This window comes from Chromatiales bacterium, from assembly GCA_024234935.1.
In the GTDB taxonomy this organism is placed as follows: Bacteria; Pseudomonadota; Gammaproteobacteria; order Steroidobacterales.
In genome coordinates this window covers 59,530-72,869 of sequence record JACKNI010000004.1, presented here as the reverse complement: position 1 = coordinate 72,869, position 13,340 = coordinate 59,530, and the positions used below count along the sequence as shown (strand labels likewise).

At 62.4% G+C, this 13,340-nt stretch carries 14 protein-coding genes; 4 read left to right on the top strand and 10 right to left on the bottom strand.

The window, feature by feature from the left end:
- Positions 1-122: 122 nt before the first annotated feature.
- The 3 genes from H6979_10100 to H6979_10090 form a co-directional block, all read right to left on the bottom strand.
- Positions 123-521 (bottom strand): hypothetical protein, encoded by a 399-nt coding sequence (locus tag H6979_10100; GenBank protein ID MCP5140197.1) that lies wholly within the window; start codon positions 519-521, stop codon positions 123-125.
- A 206-nt stretch (positions 522-727) separates the two neighbouring features.
- On the bottom strand, positions 728-1,171 hold the full coding sequence (locus H6979_10095) for an Hsp20/alpha crystallin family protein (GenBank protein MCP5140196.1): 444 nt from the start codon (positions 1,169-1,171) through the stop codon (positions 728-730).
- 93 nt (positions 1,172-1,264) lie between these two features.
- On the bottom strand, positions 1,265-2,449 hold the full coding sequence (locus tag H6979_10090; protein MCP5140195.1) for a PLP-dependent transferase: 1,185 nt from the start codon (positions 2,447-2,449) through the stop codon (positions 1,265-1,267).
- 182 nt (positions 2,450-2,631) lie between these two features.
- On the opposite strand from H6979_10090, the gene H6979_10085 reads away from it, so the two are divergent.
- Complete coding sequence (locus H6979_10085) at positions 2,632-2,976, top strand: cupin domain-containing protein (GenBank protein ID MCP5140194.1); 345 nt, start codon at positions 2,632-2,634, stop codon at positions 2,974-2,976.
- An 8-nt stretch (positions 2,977-2,984) separates the two neighbouring features.
- Here the strand turns inward: H6979_10085 and H6979_10080 are convergent, their stop codons facing one another.
- The 4 genes from H6979_10080 to typA all read right to left on the bottom strand — a co-directional run bounded on the left by H6979_10080 (position 2,985) and on the right by typA (position 7,309).
- On the bottom strand, positions 2,985-3,218 hold the full coding sequence (locus H6979_10080) for a DUF2132 domain-containing protein (protein MCP5140193.1): 234 nt from the start codon (positions 3,216-3,218) through the stop codon (positions 2,985-2,987).
- Positions 3,219-3,264: 46 nt separating this feature from the next.
- A complete protein-coding gene (locus H6979_10075; GenBank protein MCP5140192.1) occupies positions 3,265-3,462 on the bottom strand; it encodes a hypothetical protein in 198 nt (65 codons plus the stop codon).
- A gap of 178 nt (positions 3,463-3,640) precedes the next feature.
- Positions 3,641-5,425: an acyl-CoA dehydrogenase gene (locus tag H6979_10070; protein MCP5140191.1), complete on the bottom strand. Its 1,785-nt coding sequence runs from the start codon at positions 5,423-5,425 to the stop codon at positions 3,641-3,643.
- Positions 5,426-5,470: 45 nt separating this feature from the next.
- Positions 5,471-7,309, bottom strand: coding sequence for a translational GTPase TypA (gene typA / locus H6979_10065; protein MCP5140190.1), 1,839 nt, complete (start codon positions 7,307-7,309; stop codon positions 5,471-5,473).
- Positions 7,310-7,678: 369 nt separating this feature from the next.
- Between typA and H6979_10060 the strand changes: the two genes are divergently transcribed.
- On the top strand, positions 7,679-8,023 hold the full coding sequence (locus tag H6979_10060; protein MCP5140189.1) for a C40 family peptidase: 345 nt from the start codon (positions 7,679-7,681) through the stop codon (positions 8,021-8,023).
- A gap of 2 nt (positions 8,024-8,025) precedes the next feature.
- Here the strand turns inward: H6979_10060 and H6979_10055 are convergent, their stop codons facing one another.
- Entirely contained in the window at positions 8,026-9,408 is a 1,383-nt protein-coding gene (locus H6979_10055; protein MCP5140188.1) for a glutamine synthetase, read from the bottom strand.
- A gap of 91 nt (positions 9,409-9,499) precedes the next feature.
- Here H6979_10055 and purU point away from each other — a divergent pair, with 91 nt between their 5' ends.
- On the top strand, positions 9,500-10,363 hold the full coding sequence (gene purU / locus H6979_10050; protein MCP5140187.1) for a formyltetrahydrofolate deformylase: 864 nt from the start codon (positions 9,500-9,502) through the stop codon (positions 10,361-10,363).
- Positions 10,364-10,391: 28 nt separating this feature from the next.
- Here purU and H6979_10045 read toward each other — a convergent pair whose 3' ends face one another.
- Positions 10,392-11,465, bottom strand: a complete 1,074-nt coding sequence (locus H6979_10045) for a 3-deoxy-7-phosphoheptulonate synthase (protein MCP5140186.1) — start codon at positions 11,463-11,465, stop codon at positions 10,392-10,394.
- A 122-nt stretch (positions 11,466-11,587) separates the two neighbouring features.
- Between H6979_10045 and H6979_10040 the strand changes: the two genes are divergently transcribed.
- A complete protein-coding gene (locus H6979_10040) occupies positions 11,588-12,538 on the top strand; it encodes a hypothetical protein (protein MCP5140185.1) in 951 nt (316 codons plus the stop codon).
- Between the two features lie 52 nt (positions 12,539-12,590).
- Here the strand turns inward: H6979_10040 and H6979_10035 are convergent, their stop codons facing one another.
- Complete coding sequence (locus H6979_10035; GenBank protein MCP5140184.1) at positions 12,591-13,301, bottom strand: SDR family oxidoreductase; 711 nt, start codon at positions 13,299-13,301, stop codon at positions 12,591-12,593.
- Positions 13,302-13,340: the final 39 nt, after the last annotated feature.

Below are 13,340 nucleotides of genomic sequence, written 5' to 3'. Positions count from 1 at the left end.
CGGGCATGGACAGTGCAACGCCCCCTGCGCGCCGGAAAATGGCGCTATCGGCTCATTGTACCGGTGCTTTGCCGCCGGGGGTGTCGGCGCGGATGGTCAGGAGCAGGAAATCCGGATGCGGCTCAGAACTTGAAACGCCAGCCAACATAGACTTCATCGGTAGCGGGATCGATACGGAACTGCAGGCCCGGTTGTGGTTCCTCGGGCAGGAAAGCCCCACCGACCCGGCGTACCGTCGCAGTACTCTGCTCCAGAAAAACACTGAGCAGGTGCCGGATCTCGAATTCCCGCGTACTCACCGTCACCACTTCATCGAGGCCACTCTGGTCAGACGGCAAATTTTCCCGGGGCTGCGGAAGCAGCGCCGGCAGATAACCCAGCACCGGATCTTTCGCAACTCGCACCGGAATCTGCATGCCTGCTGAAAACCTCGCAGCAGCCACACCGTCGGTCTCATCTGCCACCGCGGCCCCCGCCTGCAGCAGCAGGGCAGATACGAGAATTGCACGGAAAAAACTCATGCGTTACCACCTGAAGCGAAACCGCGGCCCATTGCGATTCCTCAACCTGGGGCAACCTTAGCCGGGTGACGGGTGGTGAACACCGACGGTGTTCACCTTTCAGACGTGGATCAGAAAGCAAAAACAGATTCGGTCAAACCGCATCTGCATAAGTCAAACGAAGCAGCGCAGCAGCGAATAAAAAGGGAGCTTTCGCTCCCTTTTCTTCAGCGCACCTGGACCTCAATGGGTCTCGGCTTCTTCGCCTCGGTCTTCGGCAGGCGCACCGTCAGCACACCGTCCTTCGCATCGGCCTGGATCTTCGCCTCATCGACATCCGCCGGCAGACTGAAGCTGCGGGCAAAGCTGCCATAAAACGACTCGATCCGGTGATGCTTTTCCTTGTCTTCGCGGGTCTCCAGCCGACGTTCACCGCGAATCGTGATCACGCCCTCGTGTACCGAAACATCGATATCTTTCTTCTCGACCTCCGGCAACTCGGCCCGGATCAGGTAGGCATCAGGCGTCTCCGAGATATTGGCCACCGGCCGCCATTCAACGCCGCTCTCGCGCGCTTCGGCAGCGGGTGTCGCCGAGCGGCCCAGTACACGGCTGTACTGATTGAAAAGGTCGTCCAGTTCGCGCAAGGGGCTCCAACTTACCAGCGTCATACTGCATCCTCCTCAGGGGTTGTCGCGCCACGCAAGGCGCGTCGCGCATGAGGCAGATGTAGGGACGATGCCGGCATTTTCAAGCCCCGCCGGTCAATCTCCCAGGGCCTTGCGCAGTGCGTAGATCAGGTCGTCGGCATCTTCCAGGCCCACCGACAGGCGTACCAGGCCATCGGTGATCCCGACCCGGCGTCGCTCGGCCTCCTCCACATCCGCATGGGTCATGGTCACCGGGTGGGTGATCAGGGACTCCACGGAACCGAGGTTTTCGGCCAGCGTCCACAGCTTGATGCGATCCATCAGCGTCTTGCCGGCCGCCATGCCACCCTTGACCTCGAACCAGATCATCGCGCCGAAACCGGAAGCCTGGCGCCTGGCCAGTTCATGCTGAGGAAAGCTCTTGAGCCCAGGGTAGCCGACCTGTGCGACCTTCGGGTGCGACTCCAGATACTTCGCAATCGCCATCGCATTCGCTGCCTGCCGGTCCATGCGCACCGACAGGGTCTTGCAGCCCTGCAAGGTCAGCCAGGCCACCTGCGGCGACATGATCATGCCGGTCGCATTCATGATGAAGCGGATAGCGTTCGCCTGCGCCTCATTGCTGACGACCACCGCACCGCCAACCGTGGCGTTGTGCCCGTCGAAATACTTCGTGGTGCTGTGTACGACCATGTCCGCGCCCAGTTCCAGCGGCCGCTGGTAGTACGGGGTCAGGAAAGTGTTATCCACGGCGTGCGGAATCCCGCGCTCGCGTGCCAGAACGGAAACCGCCTGCAGATCGGTGAGCTTGAGCGTGGGGTTGGCCGGCGTCTCGGTGAGGATCAGCTTCGTGTTGCCGCGGATCGCCTTGCGCACGGCGTCGGTATCGGAAGTATCCACGAAGGAAAACTCCACACCGAAACGGGAGAAAATCTTCGTGCTCAGCCGGTATGTACCACCATAGACCACATCCGAAACGATTGCGTGATCGCCGGCACTCAGAAAGGCGAGGAACAGACCGTTGATGGCGGCCATGCCGGTACCGAAGCAAATGCAGTCGCTGCCGCCCTCGAGATCGGTGAGCTTCTGCTCCAGCGCACGCACCGTGGGATTCGCCGAGCGCGAATAGGAATAACCCTTGGCCAGATAGCGATCCACCGACTCCTGCACGTAGGTCGTGGTCTGGTAGATCGGCGTGAGAATCGCGCCGGTCAACGGGTCAGGCTCTACACCGGCATGCACCTGTCGCGTGGTAAATCCCGGTTTCGGCTGTCCGGCGGGCCGCTTGTCGCTGCTCATGGTCTGGAACTCCTCAACACCCTGCCCTGCGGCATCGGGTGTGTCACCTGGCTTTTGGGCCGCATAGTTTATACGTGTAGCCGGGTACGGCTATCACTCTGTTGCCCGCAGAGACCCGAAAGTGGCTTGCCCGATGCCCCTGCTTTGGCCGATCATGAAAGCATCGCGATGCGGAGAGAGACATGAGCGACGACGCCTGGCAGGTATTCAAGGTCGATGAACTGGCCACACGGGTGGCTGGCACGGAACCCCGGTTTCTGGAGTTTCTGCGCGTCCCGACCCTGTCCTGCGCTGTATACCGGCTGCCGGCCGGCGCCCGCGACATGCAGGCCCCGCACCTCGAGGACGAGGTCTATTTCGTGATCAGCGGTCGCGCCAGGTTGCGGGTGGCCGGGCAGGACCACGAAGCCGTACCGGGCAGCATCCTCTACGTCAAGGCCACCTCGGAACACTCGTTCTTCGATATCGAGGAAGATCTGACCCTGATCGTGGTGTTCGGGCAGTCGAAGCCCCTCTGGCAGAGCTAGCAACCTGGTCAGGTCCGACGCTCGCGCTGCATGATGAGATAGAGTTCCTCGACCTTGCTGCGCGCCCAGGGTGTCCGGCGCAGGAAGGTGAGGCTTGATGCCACGCTCGGATCGTTGTTGAAGCAGCGAACCGGAATGCGCCGACCGAGTTCTTCCCAGCCCAGGCAAGCCACCAGTTCCTTGACCATCACTTCGAGGGTGATGCCGTGCAGGGGGTTCCGTGGTTGTTGCATGGTGGTCATTCCGGGAGGCACCGACGCGCGGGGACGATGCCCCGATGAATTTCATTCAGGTAACGGAAATTTCCAACTCACCGTCGGTGCGCACGAACAAGCGTGTGCCGTCGGACAGCTCGACGACGATCTCGTGGTTGTCAGCCTTGAGAACCCGGACGATGGACAGCCCTTCAATCAGCGCGCCGACCCGCCGCGCCAGGTCCTGCGGCGGCTGCTGACGATTTTTCCTGGACCGCTCGGGTGCTGTCATCGGAACTTTTCCTTGAGGCGGCCGCGGACGGGCTCGAAACTGCCGGGTTGGAGGTCAGGGGTTTCTTCCATAACGTGACAGCAACCCTACCGGCGCCTGATTGCTGCTGTCGAGCCACGAAAGTCGTGAGTTCGTGCGGCTCCCGTTATCTACTTCGAAACTTTCGGCCCGGGACCCCTCAGAACTGACTGTCAGGAAAGGCCACCAGCGCGTCGGCCCCCGCCTCGATCGCACGCAGGTAAGCCGTGGCCAGCGGCGAGAACTGTCCGGCGTAGAAGTCAGCGGTGATCAGTTTTGCCGCGAGGAAGTCTTTCTCGGCAGCATTCTCCGCACCACCCGCTGCCAGTTTCTCGCTGGCGATGACTGCCGCGCGCGCCAGTTGCCAGCCACCGGTGACCGTGCCGAGCAGCATCAGCATGCTGTAAGCGACCGCACCCGGTACCGCCGGATTCTTCGCGTGGTTTGCAGCGAGCCATCGGCCGGCCGCCTCCACGCTGGCGCAGCCTTCGGCATGCGCCTTGCGCACCGCTGCGAGCGCCGGATGGCGGGCGAGATCCGCATCGGTGGCCTGCATTTCCGCGAGCAAAGCCGTCAGCGAAGCCCCGCCATCGCGCAGGATCTTGCGCGCAACCAGGTCATTGGCCTGAATGCCGGTGGTGCCTTCGTAGATCGTGGTGATGCGCGCATCGCGCAGATACTGGGCGGCACCGGTTTCTTCGGCATAGCCCATGCCGCCGTGTATCTGCACGCCCAGCGAGGTCAGCAACTGGCCGACCTCGGTCGACCAGCCCTTGACCACCGGAATCATCAGGTCGACGCGAGCCTGATGCAGGGCGCGTGTTGCCGCGTCAGCATGCCGCAGACTGATATCGAGGTCGGCAGCGGTGACATAGGCGATGCTGCGCATCGCCTCTATATAGGCCTTCATCGTCAGCAGCATGCGCCGCACATCGGCGTGCTGCATGATCGCCACCCGCCCCTTCTGCCCGGGCACCTTGCCCTGTACACGCTCGCGCGCGTAGTCACGCGCCTGTTGATAGGCCCGCTCGGCGACCGCCACGCCTTCGAGACCCACGCCGAGCCGGGCGTGATTCATCATGGTGAACATCGCGGGGAGGCCGTTGTTGAGTTCGCCGACCAGATAGCCGACCGCGTTCTCGAAGGCCATCACGCAGGTGGGACTGCCGTGTATGCCGAGCTTGTGCTCCACCGATACCGGCCGCACGGTATTGCGCTCGCCGGGTGTGCCGTCGGCCTTCAGCAGGAACTTCGGCGCCAGAAACAGCGAGATACCGCGCACGCCGGGCGGCGCGTCCGGCAACCGTGCGAGCACCAGATGCACGACGTTCTCCGTCATGTCGTGGTCGCCCCAGGTGATGAAGATCTTCTGCCCCGTGATCCGGTAGTGATCGCCCTCGGGAACCGCCTGGGTACGCAGGGCCGCGAGATCCGAGCCGGCCTGCGGCTCGGTCAGGTTCATGGTGCCGGTCCACTCGCCCGCCACCATCTTCGGCAGATACGCCTTGCGCAGCGCTTCCGAAGCATGGGCCTCGATGGCACGGGCAGCGCCCTCGGTCAGCAAGGGGCAGAGCGACCAGGCGAGATTTGCCGAGCACCACATCTCCTCGACGGCGACGCCGAGCAGAAACGGCAGGCCCTGCCCGCCATACTCGGCGGGCGCGGTCACGCCAGCCCAGCCACCCGACTGATACTCATGATAGGCAGTCTTGAATTCTTCAGGAACGATGACGCTGTCGTTCTCGACCCGGCTGCCCTGGCGGTCGCCGATGGTGTTGGTTGGTGCAATGACGCCACCGGCAAGCTGTGCTGCCTGCTCAAGGATTGCTTCGGCAAGATCCGGCGTCGCTTCTTCACACCCGGGCAGGCGCGCGATCCGGTCCAGGCCCGCAAGCTCGCGGATCACAAACAGCATTTCGCGGACGGGACCGTGATATTCAGACATCGTTCTCTGGCTCGTGTGTGCTTCCTGACGGCAGTAGCAAAGCGATCAGGCGCGTTGACGGGACTCCCGGCGACGATCGGTTTCCAGCAATAATTTCTTGCGTAAACGGATACTTGCGGGCGTTACCTCGACGAGCTCATCATCGTCGATGAACTCCAGTGCCTGCTCGAGGGACAGGCGTATCGGCGGGGTCAGCAACAGGTCCTCATCCGTTCCGGCGGCGCGGATATTGGTCAGCTGCTTGGCCTTGGTCGGGTTGACGACCAGGTCACTGCCCCGGCTGTGTATACCGCAGATCATACCTTCATAGACCGGCTCGCCATGGCCGATGAACAGGCGGCCGCGTTCCTGCAGGTTGAACAGCGCATAAGCCAGTGCCTTGCCCGCTACCATGGAAATCAGCACACCATTATTACGCTGCCCGATCGAGGCCGGAACGCGGCGAGCGTAGTTGTCAAAGACGTGATAGATGAGCCCGGTACCCGAGGTGCAGGTCAGGTATTCGGTACGGAAGCCGATCAGTCCGCGGGCCGGAATACGGTATTCAAGACGCAGGCGACCGGTGCCATCCGGCGTCATGCTCAGCAGTTCGCCCTTGCGCTCGGCAAGGCGGCTCATCACGGCGCCCTGGAACTGTTCCTCGAAATCAACCGTGAGCTGTTCCCAGGGTTCGCAGACGACGCCGTCGATCTCCTGCTCGATCACCTCGGGCCGGGAAACGGCCAGCTCATAGCCTTCGCGACGCATGTTCTCGATGAGGATCGACAGATGCAGCTCGCCGCGGCCGGACACCTTGAACTTGTCCGGATCCTCGGTGGATTCCACGCGCAATGCCACGTTGTGTTTCAGCTCGCGCTCAAGCCGCTCCTTGATATGGCGACTGGTCAGGAACTTGCCTTCCTTGCCGGCGAACGGCGACTTGTTCACGCAGAAGGTCATGCTGATGGTCGGTTCATCCACCTTGAGCGGCGGCAGTCCTTCCGGCACTTCGCGGTCGCAGACGGTATCAGAGATAAAGAGTTCCTCGATGCCGCTGAACACAACGATATCGCCGGCGCTGGCCGATTCCACCTTGTAGCGGTTGAGACCGAGGAAGCCGTACAACTCACCCAGGCGCCCGCTTCGCACCTTGCCGTTCGCACCGACGATGCTCACGGTCGTGCCGGCAACCGCCCGGCCGCGGGTGATGCGGCCGATGCCGAGCATGCCCACGTAGGAGTCGTAATCGAGACTGGAAACCTGCAACTGCAGGGGACCGTCCGGATCGACTTTCGGCGGCGCGACGTGCTTGACGATGGCCTCGAAGAGCGGCGTCATGTCACCTGAACGCACGGTGGACTCAAGACCCGCGTAGCCGTTCAGCGCCGATGCGTAGATGACCGGGAAGTCGAGCTGGGCATTGGTCGCGCCCAGCCGGTCAAAGAGTTCGAAGGTTGCATCCAGCGCCCAGCCCGGGCGCGCACCATCGCGGTCGATCTTGTTGATCACGACGATCGGCGTGAAACCGAAGGCAAAGGCCTTCTGCGTGACAAAGCGGGTCTGCGGCATCGGCCCGTCGACGGCATCGACGAGGAGCAGCACGCTGTCAGCCATCGACAGCACGCGCTCGACCTCGCCACCGAAATCGGCATGGCCGGGCGTATCGATGATGTTGATGAAGTAGTCGCCCCAGGTGATTGCGGTATTCTTGGCAAGAATCGTTATGCCGCGCTCTTTCTCCAGGTCATTCGAGTCCATGGCCCGGTCGGGTAGCTGGAAGCGCGCGTCCAGGGTGCCGGACTGGCGCAGCAGCTTGTCGACCAGCGTGGTCTTGCCATGATCGACGTGCGCGATGATGGCAATATTGCGCAGCTTGTCGGTCGGTTTGGTCACGGAGATATTCATCGGGGGTGCCGGGGAAACGAAAGGTCGCGAATTATAGGGGAGAAACCGGGACCGGATTGCGATTTCGTGGCCCGGAACGTACTTATGTGACCCCATCAGGCGCAGTACAGCAGGGTCAACGGGTTAAGATTGGCGTGGAATCGGGGAGGCCGGATGGGCACAGGCCGGGACAACCATCAGCACCAGCGCCCGCTTTACGCGTGGCTTTGTCGGCATGCAGCGCCGGCCGTCTGTGTTGCCGGACTCTTTCTGGCGGGGTGCGCCGGACCCCCCCAGGCTCCGGACCCGGTAACCCGGATACCCATCCCTGTCTCGCCACCCTTTAGTCCGCTGCCTGACCCGCTGCGCACACAGGTCGTATTCACGGCGATGCAGATGGTCGGGGTGCCCTATCTGTGGGGCGGCAGCACGCCGGCCGGCTTCGACTGCAGTGGCCTGGTGCAATACGCCTATTCCAATGTCGGCCTCAAACTGCCGCGCACGGCGGCCGAACAACTCGCCGCATCAACCCCGCTGACGCTTGAAGAGGCGGTCGCCGGCGACCTGCTGTTCTTCCGCGACCGCAGCAGGACGTCGCACGTGGCCATCTACCTCGGCGAAGGCCGCTTCGTGCATGCGCCCAATGGCGGCAGCCGCGTTTCCCTCGATGACTTCAGCACCCCGTACTGGCGCACGCATTTCGCCGGGGCCGGGCGCATCATTCCCCCTGGCTGATATCAGATCGTCCCCAGATACCACTCGTAGTCCAGGTTGCTGACCTGCGCGTGAAAGGCTTCCGCCTCATGCCGGCGCGCGAGGCTGAACACGCGGCAGAACTCGGTGCCCAGATACTCCGGCAACAGTGTCCCGGCATCAAAGGCGTCGAGCGCGGACTCCCAGCGCGGCGACAGCCTGGTCGCCTCTTCCATCACTTCGCCCTCACGGATCATGCGCGGCGGCTCGATGTTCCGGGTCAGTCCGGCATGTACACCAGCGAGGATTGCCGCCATTGCCAGATAGGGATTGCAATCCGCACCGGCGACACGGTGCTCCAGACGCAGGTTCTGGTCGTCCGACACAGGGATACGCACCGCGACGTGGCGATGATTGACACCCCAGTTCGGTGCGATGGGCGCAAAGCAGCCCGGCCGGATGCGCCGGTAGGAATTTGCGTTCGGCGCAAAGATGGCCAGGGATTCCGGTATCGCCGCGAGCAGGCCGCCGACGGCATGCCGGAGAATCTGCGCGTACCTCTCCGGCGCTGAAACCGGCGGCTGAGGCGCAAACACGTTGTGTCCCTCGCGATCCACGAGGCTGAGGTGCACGTGCATGCCGGAACCATCGATGTCTGCGAAGGGTTTCGCCATGAAGGTCGCAGCGAGGCCATGTTTCCGCGCAACGCCGCGGATCAGACGCCGCAGCAGGATCGCGTGATCACAGGCGGCAACGGCATCAGCAACATGGTGGAGGTTGACCTCGAACTGGCCAGCGCCATATTCCGACACGATGCTGCCGGCCGGAATGCGCTGCGTTTCGCAGGCCGCCATGATTTCCGAAAACAGCGGATCCAGATCGTGCAGATCCTCAAGGCTGTAGACTCGCGGCCCGGACGGCCGGCGCTGGGTGCCCGGCACCCGCCCCTGCCGCGCCCGCGGCACTTCGCCGGTGGTGTCATCCAGCAGGTAGAACTCGAACTCCACGGCAACCACGGGCGTGAGACCGAGTGCAGCGAAACGGCCGAGTACTGCGGCCAGCACATGCCGGCCATCAGCGAAAAATGGCTGGCCATCGCGGTGTTCCAGCGCAACCAGGCACTGGCCGGGACGGGTCTTCGCCCAGGGTACCGGCGCCAGCGAACCGGGAACCGGGCGACAGACATGATCGGGATCACCGTCATCCGAGCCATAGCGCAGGCCGTCGATCAGCGCGCCGCGGCTGTCGAGGAGGATGCCGGTAGCCGGAAAAGCAATACCGTCACGCCAGAGTGACAGCAGTTCACGGCGGCCGATGCGTTTACCGCGCAGAATGCCGTTGAGGTCTGGCAACAGCAGCTCGACTGTCCGGGTATCCGGCCAGGCAGCCAGAAAGCTCCGGGCCTCATCGATTTGCCTGTCATTCATGGCGGTGATCCTGTTCCTGGCGGGATTCTGACCAATCCCGGCAGCCGCGTCGATCCTGCTACCATTTCCGCACGCAGACACAGAGCATGACATGAACAATCCCGCGCCTTCATACATTCTGACGGTTGTCTGCCCGGACAAGATCGGCATCGTGGCGGCAGTCGCTGGCTACCTGACCTCCCGGAAATACTTCATCGAAGAGTCATCCCATTTCGGTGACCGCGATACCGGCACATTCTTCATGCGAACCCGCTTTGCCTCACCGGACGGCAGTTTCTCGCGCTCCGGCTTTGGCGCCGGCTTTGCGGATATCGCGCAGAAGTTCGGCATTGAGTGGCAGGTACACGATACGGCGGTATTGCCACGGGTGCTGATAATGGCTTCGCGCTACGATCACTGCCTCAACGACCTGCTGTACCGCTACCGTACCGGCGCCCTGAAGATGGCGATTCCGGCCATCGTCTCGAACCACATGGATCTGGCTGGTCTTGCCAGCTGGCACAAGGTGCCGTATTTCCATATACCTGTGTCGGCAGAAACGAGGCAGGAGGCCGAAGAACGCCTGATGGATATCGCGGGCGACACGAAGGCCGAACTGATCGTGCTTGCCCGCTACATGCAGATCCTGTCACCGGCGATCTGCGCGCAATACCCGGGACGCATCATCAACATTCACCACTCCTTCCTGCCCGGCTTCAAGGGTGCGAAGCCCTACCACGAAGCGCACCGGCGTGGCGTCAAGCTGATCGGTGCCACGGCACACTATGTGACGGCGGATCTGGATGAGGGGCCAATCATCGAACAGACGGTTGAGCGCGCGGACCACACCATGTCGCCCGATGACCTCGCAGCGACCGGCCGGGATGTGGAGTCAATCACGCTGGCGCGGGCCGTGAAGCTGCATATCGAACACCGCGTATTCGTCAACGGCAGCAAGACCGTCGTGCTGCGCTGAAGGCGCCCGGACTCGCGGGATACTGCGCTCAGGCGCTCTTGCGGGCCTGCATTACCGGACGCAGCAGGAGCGCGAGTTCGCGCAGGGTCTTCTCGGTGCTTGCCCAATCGATGCAGCCGTCGGTCACTGAAACACCGTAACGCAACCGGCTGCGGTCGGCGGGAATCTCCTGGTTGCCGGCCTCGATATTGCTTTCCAGCATGAGGCCGATAATCGACTTGTTGCCATTGACGATCTGCTCGATGCAGTCGCGGGCCACCAGCGGCTGCAGCGCCGGATCCTTGTTCGAATTGCCGTGGCTGCAGTCGATCACGATGCGTTCCGGCAGACCGGCCTTGTGCAGGGCCTGTTCGCACAGGGCCACGCTCACCGAATCGTAATTGGTACGTCCGGCACCACCACGCAGCACGACATGACCATAGTTGTTGCCGCGCGTCTGCATGACAGCCGAGCGGCCATCCTCGTTGATGCCGAGAAAATGATGTGGCTGGCGTGCTGACTTGAGCGCATTGATGGCGACCATCAGCGAACCATCCGTACCATTCTTGAAACCGACAGGCGTGGACAGTCCGCTCGCCATCTCCCGATGCGTCTGGGATTCGGTCGTGCGCGCGCCGATCGCGTTCCAGGTAATCAGGTCACCCAGATATTGCGGCATGATCGGATCGAGCGCCTCGGTAGCGGTTGGCAGCCCGAGTTCAGCGAGGTCGAGCAGCAGCTTGCGCGCGATGCCGATTCCCTTCTCGATATGAAAGGAATCGTCCATGTCCGGGTCGTTGATCAGGCCCTTCCAGCCGACCGTGGTGCGCGGCTTCTCGAAATAGACGCGCATGACCAGTACCAGCGTATCGCTGAGCGCATCGGCCAGTGGCTTGAGCCGCCTGGCATAATCCATCGCCGCAGCGACATCGTGGACCGAACAGGGTCCGACGACCACAAACAGGCGCGGATCGCGCGCATCGATGATGTTCTGCAGGGTGCGCCGGTTGCGCAGCACAAAACCCTCCAGCGCGGGGGTCAGCGGATACCGCGCCTTGACCTCGGCCGGGGTCGGCAGCGTGGTGCGGGCAAGGACGTTGACGTTGTAAATCTGGCTATCCATGCGCGAAGCATAGTGTGCCGGCCACGTAACGGGCAACCCGGCCGGCCTTTCGGCAAGGACTGATGACGGCGGAATCCGCCCTGTAGAATGGCCAGTCTGTCTACAGGTCCGGAGAAACACCCATGGCTAACGTATCCACCATCAAGCCCTTCGCAAAGGGCGACATTTTCGTCGGCGCTACCCTGCTCAACCGCGCCGACGACGACCATGCCGGCGACGGCCGGATCATCCAGTACGACAGCAACCTCAACGAAAAGGGCGTGCTCTGGACCGCCGGCACCACCCACCTGATCAGCGGACTCCGCTTCGGTCCTGACAAGACCCTGTGGGCTTTCGACACCAATACACATACCGTGCTGCGCTATGGCCCGGACGGAAAAGAGCTGCCGCGGATAAGATTCGCGGACCGGGCCTTCTCGAACGTGAATTTCACCGCCGATGGCAACATCCTGTTGGGCGAGCACCTGGTCGGCAACACCATCAAGCTGCCGCCGGAACGGCCGCTCGGCACGACTCTGGCGAAGATGCCGGGCAGTGACCTTTTTGGTGACGGGCACGTCTTCAAGTTCACGCCGGATGGCAAGCTGCTGAAAGAATATGCGACCGAGACCCACGGTGGCATGGCCGGTTTCCTCGGTGTTACCACCGCAAGCCTCGCTCCTGACAACAGGACCCTGGTTTATGTGTCGGAGACCGGTACGCGGGTTTTCCAGTACGACATCGTCGCCGACAAACAGCTGCCCGACCTGATCACGCTGCAGCCGGGCGCTGGCGAAATGGCCTTGCTGGCGCAGCACTTGCCGGATGGCACGCTGCTGTACATCAAGGCGAACTTCAAGACCGGCTTCAAGCTCGATCACCTGAAGGCCAATGCGGAAGTCATCAAGAGCTGGGATCTGCCCGGACCCGGCTGGGCGACCGTCATACCGCTGCAGGAACCCGGCGTACTGCTGCTCGGCAATTTCTTCACCGGTACGGTTGCGAAATTCGACATGCAGACCGGCACCCTCGGCGCGAAGGCCGAAACCGGCGTCAAGCGCTCACTCGCCGGTCTCGCGCAATACCCCGGCTAAGACGACCTGTAAGGGCAGCTGGAGGCAGGAGCGGCTTTAGCCGCTCCTGCCTCTACCAGGGCAGAACGCTGCCATCGAAGGTCCAGAAGGTCCCGGTATTTTCCAGGCTGAGCTGATCCGTGATGCGGATCAGGTCGCTGCCAGCTGTTTCCACCGGACGCAGCATCTTTTTCGGCAGCATCTTCATCATGTCCGTATCCACCGGACCCGGATCGATCAGGGCCACTGAAATGCCCTGGCTCTTGAGCTGGATCGCCAGCAGGTGCATCTCCATGTTGAGCGCAGCCTTGCTCGGACGATAGAAATACAGCATCGCGTTCTTCGTATCAGCGATCGAACCCTGACTGCTCGATACGTTGCTGATCTTCTTCTGCTGGCTCGCCAGTACATTGGGCAGAAAGGCTTCCGCCATCTTCAGCGGGCCGATGACATTGGTGCGCAGGACCATTTCGTAAGTCGGCCATTCCATGTTCCTGGCGAACAGCTGGTTGCTGCCGCCACCGGTAATCCCCGCATTGTTGAACAGCACATCGACAGGCTTGTCCTTGTATTTCGCCGCCAGCGCATCGATGGCAGCAAAGTCGGTGACATCGAGCGTCTCGATGCTGACCTTGCCCTCACTGTCTGCCGCAATTGCCTTGAGTTCCGTTGCCTCGGCGGGCTTGCGCGCCGTGGCAATCACCTGCCAGCCCCGCGCTGCATATTGTCGCGTCAACTCCAGGCCGATACCGCGGTTGGCACCGGTCACCAGCACCGTCGGCACATAGTCATCAGCGCGTGCCGTCGCGCTGGCAACAATCGC